Below are 12,419 nucleotides of genomic sequence, written 5' to 3' on the forward strand. Positions count from 1 at the left end.
CAGTGCCACATCTTCCGTGGCGCGGGCCGCATAGTCTATGCTAATCCGCTTTAAAGTCAAGTCATTGCTGACTGCTTTATGAAATCTTTTTCCTGTCGCCACAACCGCGTAAGCCGCTGTTGCCGTGTCAGTGGAGGCGCATTATAGGGACTTCTCCGCAGGCCGCAATAGGTATTTTAAAGAAAAATGACTGTTTGCTGAATTCCACAGCAAAACCCCGTCTTATACCCGTTTTTGCACAAACTTATCCACAGAATGAATTCCAATCAAAATTTGACGAGCATCACGCAAACGTTTTCGCTACAATTCATCCCCGTTAAAAATCATCGTATTTTACGAACGCTAACTGAATATTTCCCTTTACTCGCCATTATTGCGGCAACAAAGGCGATATTCACATACCGTTTCTTTGACTGACTACCCAAATGCAGGGGATAACATCATCATGCAACAATGTCGTCCAATTCGCCGCGCTCTGCTCAGCGTTTCTGACAAAGCAGGTATTGTCGAATTTGCTCAAGCGCTTTCCCACCGAGGCGTCGAGCTTCTTTCAACCGGAGGAACCGCCCGTTTACTGGCTGATGCCGGCTTAGCCGTGACCGAGGTTTCTGACTATACCGGTTTCCCGGAAATGATGGATGGGCGTGTAAAGACCCTGCACCCGAAGGTGCACGGCGGCATTCTGGGACGTCGCGATCAGGATGAAGCGATCATGGCGCAGCATGACATCAAGCCTATCGATATGGTAGTTGTGAACCTCTATCCTTTTGCTCAAACCGTCGCACGCGAAAATTGCACGTTGGAAGATGCGGTTGAGAATATCGATATCGGCGGCCCGACGATGGTGCGCTCTGCCGCCAAGAACCATAAAGATGTGGCTATCGTGGTCAAGAGCAGCGACTACAGCGCCATTATTAATGAAATCGACGCCAACGAGGGGTCATTGACCTACGACACTCGCTTCGATTTAGCCATTAAAGCCTTTGAGCACACTGCCGCTTACGACAGCATGATTGCCAACTACTTTGGCACATTGGTTCCGCCTTATCATGGTGAAACCGATAAACCATCCGGCCATTTCCCACGCACGCTGAACCTGAACTACATTAAAAAGCAGGACATGCGTTACGGCGAGAACAGCCATCAGCAAGCCGCTTTCTATATAGAAGAGAATATTCACGAAGCTTCCGTCGCGACGTCTACGCAGTTACAGGGAAAAGCGCTGTCGTATAACAACATCGCCGATACCGATGCGGCGTTGGAATGTGTGAAAGAATTTGCCGAACCGACCTGCGTGATCGTTAAACATGCCAATCCGTGCGGCGTAGCGATTGGCGGTTCCATTCTTGATGCCTACGAACGTGCGTATAAAACCGACCCGACCTCTGCATTCGGTGGCATTATTGCTTTTAACCGTGAGCTGGATGAAGAAACGGCACAGGCCATCATCAGCCGTCAGTTTGTCGAAGTGATTATTGCGCCATCCGCCAGTGAAGCCGCATTGAAGATTACCGCGACCAAACAAAACGTGCGTGTCCTGACCAGCGGCAACTGGCAGCAACGCGTTCCGGGTCTGGATTTCAAACGCGTCAACGGCGGTTTGCTGGTACAAGACCGCGATCTGGGTATGGTCGATGCGTCTCAACTGCGCGTCGTGACCGAACGCCAGCCAAGCGAACAGGAATTACGCGATGCGCTCTTCTGCTGGAAAGTGGCAAAATTCGTAAAATCCAACGCGATTGTATACGCTCGTGACAATATGACCATCGGCATTGGCGCCGGTCAAATGAGCCGCGTTTACTCCGCGAAAATCGCCGGCATCAAAGCGGGCGATGAAGGGCTGGAGGTCAAAGGCTCCGCGATGGCGTCTGATGCATTCTTCCCCTTCCGCGATGGTATTGATGCCGCCGCTGCCGTTGGCATTACCTGCGTGATCCAACCGGGCGGGTCCATTCGTGACGATGAAGTCATAGCCGCCGCCAACGAACACGGTATTGCCATGATCTTTACCGACATGCGCCATTTCCGCCATTAATTCTGGAGCTTGACCGAAATGAACATTTTAATCATTGGTAATGGTGGACGCGAACACGCTCTGGCCTGGAAAGCCGCACAGTCACCGCTGGCGAAACGGGTTTATGTTGCGCCGGGCAACGCAGGCACCGCGCTTGAACCTGCGCTGACCAACGTCAATATCGCAGCAACCGACATTCCCGCGTTACTCGCTTTCGCACAGGAAAACCGCATTGATTTGACGATCGTTGGCCCGGAAGCCCCGCTAGTGATCGGTGTTGTGGACGCGTTTCAGAGCGCAGGCCTAAAAATCTTTGGCCCAACGCAGGCTGCGGCACAGCTAGAAGGCTCAAAAGCCTTCACTAAAGATTTCCTCGCGCGCCACAACATCCCGACGGCGGAATACCAAAACTTCACCGACGTTGAACCTGCGCTGGCTTATGTACGCAGCAAAGGCGCACCTATCGTCATCAAGGCGGACGGATTGGCTGCCGGTAAGGGCGTCATTGTCGCCATGACGTTGCAGGAAGCGGAAAACGCCATTCAGGATATGTTGGCTGGTAACGCATTCGGCGATGCCGGGCATCGTATCGTGGTGGAAGAGTTTCTTGATGGCGAAGAAGCCAGCTTCATCGTCATGGTAGACGGCAAGAACGTGCTGCCGATGGCCACCAGTCAGGATCATAAACGCGTTGGCGATAAAGATACCGGCCCGAATACCGGAGGGATGGGGGCTTATTCCCCAGCGCCGGTCGTGACCGATGACGTCCACCAGCGCGTGATGGATCAGGTGATTTGGCCGACCGTGAAGGGTATGGCGGCAGAAGGGAATACTTACGTCGGTTTCCTGTACGCGGGACTGATGATTTCTGCCGATGGTCAGCCAAAAGTGATCGAATTCAACTGTCGCTTCGGCGATCCTGAAACGCAGCCCATCATGCTGCGTCTGCGCTCCGATCTGGTGGAGCTGTGTATGGCCGCCTGCGACGGCACGCTGGATCAGAAAGATTCTGTCTGGGATGAACGTCCGTCACTGGGCGTGGTATTGGCCGCCGGCGGCTACCCGGCTGACTACAATACGGGTGATGTGATTTCCGGTTTACCACAGCAGGATGCCGAAGATGGTAAAGTCTTCCATGCCGGTACAAAACTGAACGGTATTGATGTGGTGACAAACGGCGGTCGCATACTGTGCGTCACCGCATTGGGCCACAATGTTGCTGACGCGCAAAAACGCGCTTACGAATTAGCTTCAGGGATTCAGTGGCAAGGCATGTTCTGTCGAACAGATATTGGTTACCGTGCTATCGAGCGCGAGCAAGGCTGATAAGCCACGATTTGACAGGCAATGACCGCTCATAATGAAGCCCGGCGCAATCCGGGTTTTTTTATCGCAGGCGGTTAGTGAGGTTCCCACTGGCAGACATCCTCTTCCACCACCAGTAATAGCTGTGTCCCTTCCGGCGCTTCCAGCCAGGCGACGTTTAATGGACGCGCAGCGTGCGTTTTTTGCTGTGCGATCCATTCACGCGAATCACGATCAAAGTCAGGGCGAACCATCATACCGTCACAAGACTGTACCTGCCCTTCCAGCCATTTCCCTTGCTTTAACACCACATTGCCAGCGCGCAGCACATCACTCAGTTCCAGCATGCGTTTTGCGTTAAACTGGTAGAGCGCGACATCATCATCGGAAACCAATTCACGCCTTTCGGCAAGCTGTCGCTGCATAAAGCTGACGGTTCCATCCTCTGCAAAGCGTAAACGTATCTCTTCTTTCGGCGTACCGAGCTGATTACGCTGAATCTCACGCAGCGTATCCCGCTGGAACACGTAGCGGGTCACCACCACGCCATTGCCCCGAAGCGGGTTGTACACGGTGGTCAACGCCGTCATATTCTGCGCATCATCCTTGCGCCACAAACGCACAGCCCCCTGATCGGCAATGTAGCCGCTGGCGAAAAACGCCGGCGGCGCGCTACGACTGCTGCAAGCCACCACCGCAGCCAGCACAATGCCTAAGCCACACCAGCGTCGTAAAAGCAAAAGGGACGAAATCGTCCCCCTGCTTAAACTCTTAACCAACATGATCTTATTTGACAGCGTCTTTCAGAGCCTTGCCGGAAACAAACGCTGGCACGTTGGCAGCAGCAATTTTGATTTCTTTACCGGTTTGTGGGTTGCGGCCCGTGCGCTCATTACGATGGTTGACTTTAAACGTACCAAAACCAACTAATTGTACTGCATCACCTTCTTTCAGAGACTCGGTAATTGCCGCCAGAGTTGATTCCAGTGCCGCTTTAGCCTGAGCTTTTGACAGGTCAGCTTTGTCTGCAATTACATCAATCAGTTGAGTCTTATTCATAAGTTATCCTTACAGTGTGTTTATCGCTTGCTAAGCATCGAGTGCGACGGATATGCCATCTCCCGGTTTCGGGTGTAGTAGCACTCTCCTGCATACACGCACCGACAGCCACTTTTTTTACGCCCCCCAAATGTAGACCAGACAGGGTGCGAATGTGAAGCCTTAAGACAAGCCATTTCAGGCCTCAAATCACGTTTTATTGCGTTATTGGTGCAAATTTATCCCGATGTTACTACTTCCGGCCTCACGAAGATCGGCGCGCAATCCTTTAATCAGATCGATGTCTCGCTCTTCACAGGCCGCCAACAGGCGAAAAATTTCCCATTGGATGTCCCATTCTTCTTCAATGACGGGCAGCGCATTCAGCTCTTCATCCGTCATTTCTTTACCCGCCTGCGTCATTTCCAGCATGGCGACGGTGCGGATAGAGGCCTCGCTGATTGCAATCGCATGTTCCAGCGTTTCACCGCTCAAACGCGAATGAATCAGCTCACCCAGCGCAATACACGCATCAATGGCCGGATAAACACCGTAAAGATCGTAATCTTCCGCCGCAGGGACAGCCTCTTCCAACTTTTCCAACTGGCTATCGAAGTTGACCTTCGCATCTTTAACAACCAGCGTTTCCCACACAAGATCGAGAATGCGACGATAAACCATCGCGTCACCGAATTCTGTCTGACGGCAAAATTCGTAGTAATTTAGATACATACGTTCACAAAGGCATGCCATAAAGGTGACATGCTGCCAGCTTGCCAGCTTTTCCAAACGTAAATGAATAGGGTTACGTAACATTTTTATCTCATTAACAACAGCAAGCGGCAGTGTACCTGAAATCACAGCGCCGCCCTATGCCTGAATTCCTAAAAGTTTTACGACAATAAGTCTGCCGTTTGCTGCCGTTGCCAGCGCAAAAACGCGGGACGATTCGATGCGATGGCATCAGCCCAGCGGGTCGGTTCCGGCAAGCGGTAGCCACGCATACAATGTTGCACCCAACGTAACGCGCTATCCTGACTCACCCGATGTCCCGTCGCGACAAACAGCGGATTACAGCGCGCTTTACTACGCCATACCCAGCCAATCTGCTCGTCCTTATCCAACAGCGGCTGCTGACTGCCTACGCTTTCCGCCAACGGTTCAAACCGGCCACAAAGACGGCTTTTCGCCACGCCAATCGTCGGGACATCAACCAACAGGCCGAAATGGCTGGCCACGCCGAGCCGACGGGGATGTGAAACGCCGTGCCCGTCCACAAACAGCAGGTCCGGTTTGTGTTCCACCATCGCCCACGCGGCGAGCAACCCTGGGCATTCACGAAACGAAAGAAAGCCCGGAATATAAGGCATCGTCGTGCTGATACGCGCGATTTTGTACTCAACCAGTTCCAGAGAAGGATAGCGCATTATTGCAATCACGGCGCGAGTGACTGAACCGTCTTGTTCAAACCCGACATCCGCGCCCGCGACGAACGCAGGCTGTTCGAACGGTAAATCATCGTCTCGAATGATTTCAGAGGCGCGGGCCAGTTGCTCTGCCCGCAGCCGTTGTGTATCAATCACACCACCTCCGATGAATCATGCATGATAAGCGCGGGACAGCCGATGAACAGCCTCGACAAACACGCCGGCGTGCTCAGGCGGCACATCCTGATGAATACCGTGGCCCAGATTAAAAACATGCCCGTTGCCATGCCCAAACCCAGCCAGAATAGACGACACTTCCTGTTCTATCCGTACCGGATCGGCGTACAACATTGACGGGTCCATATTTCCCTGTAGCGCCACTTTATCGCCCACGCGGCGGCGCGCATCGGCAATATCGCTCGTCCAGTCCAACCCCAGCGCGTCACAACCGGTTTCCGCCATCGCCTCAAGCCACTGTCCTCCGCCTTTGGTAAAGAGCGTCACCGGCACACGGCGGCCTTCATTCTCACGCTGTAAGCCATCAACAATTTTATGCATGTAATGCAGGGAGAATTCTTTGTAGTCCCGTCCGCTCAGCGCGCCACCCCAGGTATCGAATACCATTACCGCCTGCGCACCCGCGCGAATCTGCGCATTGAGATAGAGAATAACGCTATCAGCCAGCTTATCCAGCAACAGGTGCAAGGTCTTGGGTTCCGCAAACAGCATCTTCTTGATAACGGTAAACGCCTTGCTGCTTCCGCCTTCGACCATATAGGTTGCCAACGTCCACGGACTACCGGAAAAACCAATAAGCGGCACTTCACCGGCGAGGTTCTTACGAATTGTTCGCACAGCGTTCATCACGTAGCCGAGTTCCTGTTCAGGATCGGGGATCGGCAGCTTAACGACATCCGCGTGAGACGAAATGGGAGAATGGAAACATGGCCCCTCCCCCGCTTCAAAATAGAGCCCCAGCCCCATAGCGTCCGGAATGGTGAGGATATCGGAAAAGAGGATGGCGGCATCCAGCGCATAACGCCGCAACGGCTGTAACGTGACTTCGCAAGCCAGTTCAGCATTTTTACACAGCGACATAAAATCACCGGCCTGAGCGCGCGTCGCCTTATATTCCGGCAAATAGCGCCCCGCCTGGCGCATCATCCACACGGGCGTGACATCAACGGGTTGGCGCAACAACGCCCGCAGGTAGCGATCGTTTTTCAGGTTGGTCATGTTCTTTTCCTTTCAGCCTCAAGGCAGTTCCACTGCCGGACGGATTTTATGAAGCGGATGCGTGATAAAACGAACGCCTTATGACGCAATGCAGCCGGTACGCAATGACGTGAATAATACCACGTCAGTCGCCATTCTCGTGATAGGCGCGACACAACACCACCGTATCCTCAATCAGCCGACGGGCCACAGTGCCCGGCGGAGGTAATAACGGCAGCTGGTCATAGCGGAACCAGCCTGCGTCACGCAGCTCTTTCGGATCGTGCCGGATTTCTCCGCTGGCATAGTCAGCCATAAATGCCATCATCAGGGAATGGGGGAACGGCCAGGGTTGCGAACTCACGTAGCGCAGGTTTTTTATCTGGATTTGGCTTTCTTCCATAACCTCACGCGCGACCGTTTGTTCCAACGTTTCCCCCACTTCCACAAACCCGGCCAGCACGGTATACATGTTGCCGCGGTGACGATTGTGCTGCGCCAGCAAAATCTCAGCGCCGCGACGGATCGCGACGATAATGCACGGCGCAATCTGCGGGTAATAGCGCTCTTTGCAGTGGTGACACAAACACGCCAGCTCGGTTTTACTCCGCACCATTTCATGCCCGCAGTAGCCGCAAAAACGATGAGAGCGATAAAATTCCGCCAGTTGTACACCTCTCCCCGCCAGTTGGAATAACCCGGCATCCTGATCGATCAACTGACGGACTGACGTCATATCGGCATTCTGGTTGTGGCAAACCAGCCAGACTGGTTTCCCCTGCCACTCGCCAATTTGCCGGGCTGTTTTCCCTTGTAACGCCCACGCCGTCGCCGTTCCGTTCGGTAACGCCCCCTGAGGCAGCCAGATTTGCCCTGCATCGCTGACAACCCACCAACCCGCTTCATCACCTTTTAGCGTCTGTTCCATATCTTTTTATTGCTCCACAGCCACTTCACTGGCATTTTACATTCAAAGTGATTACATAAGTTTTATAACTGGCATTTCAGTTATTTCTTACCGTCCACGGAGTCAACAATGCTAAACCAGTTACAAAGTCTGACTGAATACGTTGGTGGCAATAATGCGTTAATCGACCAATGGCTACAAGCGCGCAAACAGCTTCTGGTCGCTTATTATCATCTGGTTGGCATCAAGCCGAATAAAGACGTGCTCTCTCTGCTGGACGAAGAGGCGCTGGACAATTTTTGTCAGAATTTGGTGGATTATCTGTCTACCGGCCATTTTCATTTATACGAAAAAATGCTGCATGAAGCCGCGACACACAGTGAACAAACCCTGTCACGCTCCACCCAGCTCGACCTCGCCTTGCAAAATAACACGCAGCACATCATGGCGTTTTACGACAGCCATCTGGCCGCCGCCATCGACCATGATAACTGTCTCGAATTCCAGCAGGCGCTGTCCAGCGTCGGCGAAGCGTTAGAAGAGCGCTTTACGTTAGAAGACAATATGATCCGTCTGGTGTACGACAATTAAGCCAATCGCCATAGTGTTTCCATTGTCACAGATAAACCGACACGCTTTGACATCCCATATTTACCGTCATACAGTGTGTGAGCTTTAATCGCCCGTTTAACGACGGGCACATCTTGTCGGAGTGCCTAGCGGCGCGTGTGTTTCGCTTTCGCGAGATCCATAAGCGCACAGGCTGAGACCGTTAATTCGGGATCCGCGGAACCTGATCGGGTTAATACCTGCGAAGGGAACAAGAGTAATTCGCCTCATTGAGCCAATGGCTGGGTATTTTCACGCACCTGCCGCTCAATATCACTATTACTCCCTCCGGGCTCCAGACAAGCAATCTTCCCTTGTACGCATGAAGGAACTTGCTATGTCTACAGAACCAGCGTTATCCACATCGTCTAAACCGGGCCGTCGCGAGCAACGTGCCGCCGCCCAGCTGTTTATCGATACCTTACAGGGAACCGCCTTCCCTCATTCCAAACGTATTTACCTCGCCGGTTCACGCGACGACATCCGCGTGCCGATGCGAGAAATTCAGCTCAGCCCGACATTGCTCGGCGGCAGTAAAGACAACCCCCAATACGAACCCAATGAACCGATTCCGGTTTACGATACGTCAGGGCCTTATGGCGACCCCGCCGCGCAGCCCGATGTGCGCATAGGGTTAACGAAATTACGCGCCCGGTGGATTGCAGAACGCAATGACACCGAAGCGTTGCCCGGCGTCAGTTCCGATTTTACCCAGCAGCGTCTGGCGGATGCCGGTCTTGATCATCTGCGCTTTGAGCACTTACCGCATCCTTTACGCGCTAAAGCCGGTAAACGGGTGACCCAGCTCCACTATGCGCGACAGGGCATCATTACCCCGGAGATGGAGTTCATCGCCATCCGCGAAAATATGGGACGCGAGCGCATTCGCGGCGATGTACTGCTCCAGCAGCACCCGGGGCAAAGTTTCGGCGCCCATCTGCCGGAAAACATCACGCCGGAGTTCGTCCGTCAGGAGGTCGCCGCCGGGCGCGCCATTATTCCGTCCAACATCAATCACCCCGAATCAGAGCCCATGATTATCGGCAGAAATTTTCTGGTGAAGGTTAACGCCAATATCGGCAACTCCGCGGTGACCTCCTCCATCGAAGAAGAAGTGGAGAAGCTGGTTTGGTCTACCCGCTGGGGCGCGGATACGGTGATGGATTTATCAACCGGACGCTATATTCACGAAACCCGCGAATGGATCCTGCGCAACAGCCCCGTGCCGATCGGCACAGTCCCAATCTATCAGGCGCTGGAAAAAGTAAATGGCGTGGCGGAAAACCTGAACTGGGACATGTTCCGCGATACGCTGCTGGAACAGGCGGAACAGGGCGTAGACTATTTTACTATCCACGCGGGCGTACTATTGCGCTATGTGCCGATGACGGCCAAACGCCTGACCGGTATCGTCTCACGCGGGGGCTCCATTATGGCGAAATGGTGCCTGTCGCATCATAAAGAGAGTTTCCTGTACGAACATTTCCGCGAAATCTGTGAAATCTGCGCCGCTTATGACGTCGCGCTGTCGCTGGGTGACGGACTACGCCCCGGCTCGATTCAGGACGCCAACGATGAAGCCCAGTTCGCCGAGTTGCATACGCTCGGCGAACTGACCCAAATCGCCTGGGAATATGACGTACAGGTGATGATCGAAGGTCCCGGTCACGTTCCCATGCAGATGATCCGTCGCAATATGACCGAAGAACTGGAGCACTGCCACGAAGCGCCGTTCTATACGCTCGGTCCGCTCACCACCGATATCGCGCCGGGTTACGATCACTTCACCTCCGGCATCGGCGCCGCCATGATCGGCTGGTTCGGCTGCGCGATGCTTTGTTACGTCACGCCGAAAGAGCATCTCGGTCTGCCGAACAAAGAAGACGTCAAACAGGGATTGATTACCTACAAGATCGCCGCTCACGCAGCCGATCTGGCGAAAGGTCACCCCGGCGCGCAAATCCGCGATAACGCCATGTCGAAGGCACGTTTCGAATTCCGCTGGGAAGATCAGTTCAATCTGGCGCTCGATCCGCAAACGGCACGCGCCTACCACGATGAAACGCTGCCGCAGGAGTCCGGTAAAGTCGCTCACTTCTGCTCGATGTGCGGTCCGAAATTTTGCTCGATGAAAATCTCACAGGAAGTCCGCGATTACGCTGCGAAGCAGGAAGCGGAAGCCAAACCGATCGAAGTGGGTATGGCGCGAATGTCGCAAGAATTTCGTTCTCGCGGCAGCGAGCTTTATCACAGCGCCACCAGCCTGCAAGCCGAGGAAACCAAATGACGGATTCGACGCCTTTTGCTCCAACGGCGCAGCAATTGGGGCTCTATCCCGTCGTCGATAGCGTGGAGTGGATTGAACGGCTACTCAATGTCGGGGTGAAAACGATCCAGTTACGGATCAAAGATCTGCCGGATGAACACGCTGAAGCCGATGTGATCCGGGCGATCGCATTGGGTCGTCGCTATCAGGCGCGGCTTTTCATCAACGACTACTGGAAGCTGGCGATAAAACATCAGGCTTATGGTGTACATCTGGGTCAGGAAGATCTGGATACCGCCGATTTGGCCGCGATTAAAAACGCCGGCCTGCGTCTGGGCATTTCGACACATGATGACGATGAACTGGCGCGAGCGGTGGCGATTAACCCCTCTTATATCGCGCTGGGACATATTTTCCCGACGCAAACCAAGGACATGCCATCCGCACCGCAGGGGCTAGCCGAACTCGCGCGCCACATAACCGATCTACAAGGCCGCTTTTCCACCGTTGCCATCGGCGGCATCAGCATCGATAAGGTGCCTGACGTGCTGGCGACAGGCGTTGGCAGTATTGCCGTCGTCAGCGCCATCACGCAGGCCGCAGACTGGCGGCAGGCCACCGCGACGCTGCTCAGAATGATTGAAGGACGGGAGGCATGACATGGTAACGACTCACCACTCTACGCCTACCGGACTGAGCGATAGCGAATTTATGCGCTACAGTCGCCAGTTGATGCTGGAGGACATTGGCCCGGAAGGTCAGGAAAAACTCAAGGCGGCTCGCGTCCTGCTGGTTGGATTGGGTGGGTTAGGGGCGCCCGCTTCGCTTTATCTGGCGGCGGCAGGCGTCGGCACACTGCTGCTCGCCGATGATGACAGGTTGCACATCAGCAACCTACAGCGCCAGATCCTGTATCGCACCCGCGATACCGATGAACCCAAAGCCGTATTGGCACAGCGCCAACTTCAGGCGCTCAACCCACAATCAGAAACGATTGCGCTCACCGAAAGGTTAAGCGGCAAGGCGCTACACCGTGCCGTTAGCCATGCCGATCTGGTACTGGATTGCAGTGACAACATGAGCACTCGCCACGCGGTTAACGCCGCCAGCATTCGCGCAGGTAAGCCGCTAATCAGCGGCAGTGCCGTCGGTTTCAGCGGTCAGTTATTGGTGTTAACCCCACCGTATGACTATGGCTGTTACGCCTGCCTGTACCCTGACGCCACCGAGCCGCAGCGTAACTGTCGCACCGCAGGCGTACTTGGTCCGGTGGTCGGGGTGATCGGCACGCTTCAGGCGCTGGAGGCGATCAAACTGCTCGCGGGTATGCCGTCTGCACTGAATGGCAAACTGAGAATGTTTAACGGCAAGCAGCAAAGCTGGAACACGCTCCAACTGGCACGAGCGCCCCATTGTCCGGTATGCGGAGGCTCAGCATGAAAATCACGCTGAATGATGAGCCTTTTGAATTCCCTGAGCCTATCACGGTTGAAGCGCTGTTGAACCTGATAAACCGGCGCCAGCCCGGCACCGCGCTGGCGATTAACCAAACCATTATCCCGCACGCTACCTGGTCACAGCATCAGGTACAAGACGGTGATGACATTGTGCTTTTTCAGGCAATCGCGGGAGGATGAC

Annotated in this window: 13 protein-coding genes and 1 riboswitch; of the genes, 7 read left to right on the forward strand and 6 right to left on the reverse strand. The window is 54.2% G+C overall.

All coding sequences use genetic code 11. The features are described 5' to 3' along the window. Nucleotides 1-445: 445 nt before the first annotated feature. Together purH and purD are read left to right on the forward strand one after the other, a co-directional pair. Complete coding sequence (gene purH / locus EDC54_RS17220) at nucleotides 446-2,035, forward strand: bifunctional phosphoribosylaminoimidazolecarboxamide formyltransferase/IMP cyclohydrolase (RefSeq protein ID WP_132459245.1); 1,590 nt, start codon at nucleotides 446-448, stop codon at nucleotides 2,033-2,035. A gap of 18 nt (nucleotides 2,036-2,053) precedes the next feature. Beyond that, entirely contained in the window at nucleotides 2,054-3,340 is a 1,287-nt protein-coding gene (gene purD / locus EDC54_RS17225; RefSeq protein WP_132459248.1) for a phosphoribosylamine--glycine ligase, read from the forward strand. Nucleotides 3,341-3,414: 74 nt separating this feature from the next. Here purD and EDC54_RS17230 read toward each other — a convergent pair whose 3' ends face one another. The 6 genes from EDC54_RS17230 to nudC all read right to left on the reverse strand — a co-directional run bounded on the left by EDC54_RS17230 (nucleotide 3,415) and on the right by nudC (nucleotide 7,927). Beyond that, on the reverse strand, nucleotides 3,415-4,101 hold the full coding sequence (locus tag EDC54_RS17230) for a DUF1481 domain-containing protein (protein WP_132459251.1): 687 nt from the start codon (nucleotides 4,099-4,101) through the stop codon (nucleotides 3,415-3,417). 4 nt (nucleotides 4,102-4,105) lie between these two features. After that, a complete protein-coding gene (gene hupA, locus EDC54_RS17235) occupies nucleotides 4,106-4,378 on the reverse strand; it encodes a nucleoid-associated protein HU-alpha (protein WP_005970302.1) in 273 nt (90 codons plus the stop codon). A 204-nt stretch (nucleotides 4,379-4,582) separates the two neighbouring features. Beyond that, entirely contained in the window at nucleotides 4,583-5,173 is a 591-nt protein-coding gene (locus EDC54_RS17240; RefSeq protein WP_132459254.1) for a YjaG family protein, read from the reverse strand. Nucleotides 5,174-5,250: 77 nt separating this feature from the next. Beyond that, nucleotides 5,251-5,940: a deoxyribonuclease V gene (nfi, locus tag EDC54_RS17245; RefSeq protein WP_132459257.1), complete on the reverse strand. Its 690-nt coding sequence runs from the start codon at nucleotides 5,938-5,940 to the stop codon at nucleotides 5,251-5,253. Nucleotides 5,941-5,955: 15 nt separating this feature from the next. After that, entirely contained in the window at nucleotides 5,956-7,020 is a 1,065-nt protein-coding gene (gene hemE / locus EDC54_RS17250) for a uroporphyrinogen decarboxylase (protein WP_132459260.1), read from the reverse strand. Nucleotides 7,021-7,144: 124 nt separating this feature from the next. Continuing rightward, nucleotides 7,145-7,927: an NAD(+) diphosphatase gene (nudC, locus tag EDC54_RS17255; RefSeq protein ID WP_132459263.1), complete on the reverse strand. Its 783-nt coding sequence runs from the start codon at nucleotides 7,925-7,927 to the stop codon at nucleotides 7,145-7,147. A gap of 108 nt (nucleotides 7,928-8,035) precedes the next feature. Between nudC and rsd the strand changes: the two genes are divergently transcribed. The 5 genes from rsd to thiS all read left to right on the forward strand — a co-directional run bounded on the left by rsd (nucleotide 8,036) and on the right by thiS (nucleotide 12,418). Continuing rightward, on the forward strand, nucleotides 8,036-8,497 hold the full coding sequence (gene rsd / locus EDC54_RS17260) for a sigma D regulator (RefSeq protein WP_132459266.1): 462 nt from the start codon (nucleotides 8,036-8,038) through the stop codon (nucleotides 8,495-8,497). A gap of 107 nt (nucleotides 8,498-8,604) precedes the next feature. Continuing rightward, nucleotides 8,605-8,743: riboswitch (TPP riboswitch) on the forward strand. A gap of 109 nt (nucleotides 8,744-8,852) precedes the next feature. Beyond that, the gene (thiC, locus tag EDC54_RS17265) at nucleotides 8,853-10,802 is read left to right on the forward strand and encodes a phosphomethylpyrimidine synthase ThiC (RefSeq protein ID WP_132459269.1); all 1,950 of its coding nucleotides are present in this window, start codon (nucleotides 8,853-8,855) and stop codon (nucleotides 10,800-10,802) included. Next, on the forward strand, nucleotides 10,799-11,440 hold the full coding sequence (gene thiE / locus EDC54_RS17270) for a thiamine phosphate synthase (protein ID WP_132459272.1): 642 nt from the start codon (nucleotides 10,799-10,801) through the stop codon (nucleotides 11,438-11,440). The genes thiC and thiE overlap by 4 nt, the downstream gene beginning before the upstream one ends. A gap of 1 nt (nucleotide 11,441) precedes the next feature. Then, nucleotides 11,442-12,221 (forward strand): HesA/MoeB/ThiF family protein, encoded by a 780-nt coding sequence (locus tag EDC54_RS17275; RefSeq protein ID WP_132459275.1) that lies wholly within the window; start codon nucleotides 11,442-11,444, stop codon nucleotides 12,219-12,221. Further along, nucleotides 12,218-12,418, forward strand: coding sequence for a sulfur carrier protein ThiS (gene thiS, locus EDC54_RS17280; RefSeq protein ID WP_132459278.1), 201 nt, complete (start codon nucleotides 12,218-12,220; stop codon nucleotides 12,416-12,418). Before EDC54_RS17275 ends, thiS begins: the two co-directional genes overlap by 4 nt. Nucleotide 12,419 lies beyond the last annotated feature (1 nt).

The sequence above is a fragment of the Samsonia erythrinae genome, assembly GCF_004342665.1.
Taxonomy (GTDB): domain Bacteria; phylum Pseudomonadota; class Gammaproteobacteria; order Enterobacterales; family Enterobacteriaceae; genus Samsonia; species Samsonia erythrinae.

Bases quoted from the DNA above. Each gene is read 5' to 3' on its own strand.
- purH (WP_132459245.1), top strand. From the start codon at position 446: ATGCAACAATGTCGTCCAATTCGCCGCGCTCTGCTCAGCGTTTCTGAC.
- purD (WP_132459248.1), top strand. From the start codon at position 2,054: ATGAACATTTTAATCATTGGTAATGGTGGACGCGAACACGCTCTGGCC.
- EDC54_RS17230 (WP_132459251.1), bottom strand. From the start codon at position 4,101: ATGTTGGTTAAGAGTTTAAGCAGGGGGACGATTTCGTCCCTTTTGCTT.
- hupA (WP_005970302.1), bottom strand. From the start codon at position 4,378: ATGAATAAGACTCAACTGATTGATGTAATTGCAGACAAAGCTGACCTG.
- EDC54_RS17240 (WP_132459254.1), bottom strand. From the start codon at position 5,173: ATGTTACGTAACCCTATTCATTTACGTTTGGAAAAGCTGGCAAGCTGG.
- hemE (WP_132459260.1), bottom strand. From the start codon at position 7,020: ATGACCAACCTGAAAAACGATCGCTACCTGCGGGCGTTGTTGCGCCAA.
- nudC (WP_132459263.1), bottom strand. From the start codon at position 7,927: ATGGAACAGACGCTAAAAGGTGATGAAGCGGGTTGGTGGGTTGTCAGC.
- rsd (WP_132459266.1), top strand. From the start codon at position 8,036: ATGCTAAACCAGTTACAAAGTCTGACTGAATACGTTGGTGGCAATAAT.
- thiC (WP_132459269.1), top strand. From the start codon at position 8,853: ATGTCTACAGAACCAGCGTTATCCACATCGTCTAAACCGGGCCGTCGC.
- thiE (WP_132459272.1), top strand. From the start codon at position 10,799: ATGACGGATTCGACGCCTTTTGCTCCAACGGCGCAGCAATTGGGGCTC.
- EDC54_RS17275 (WP_132459275.1), top strand. From the start codon at position 11,442: ATGGTAACGACTCACCACTCTACGCCTACCGGACTGAGCGATAGCGAA.
- thiS (WP_132459278.1), top strand. From the start codon at position 12,218: ATGAAAATCACGCTGAATGATGAGCCTTTTGAATTCCCTGAGCCTATC.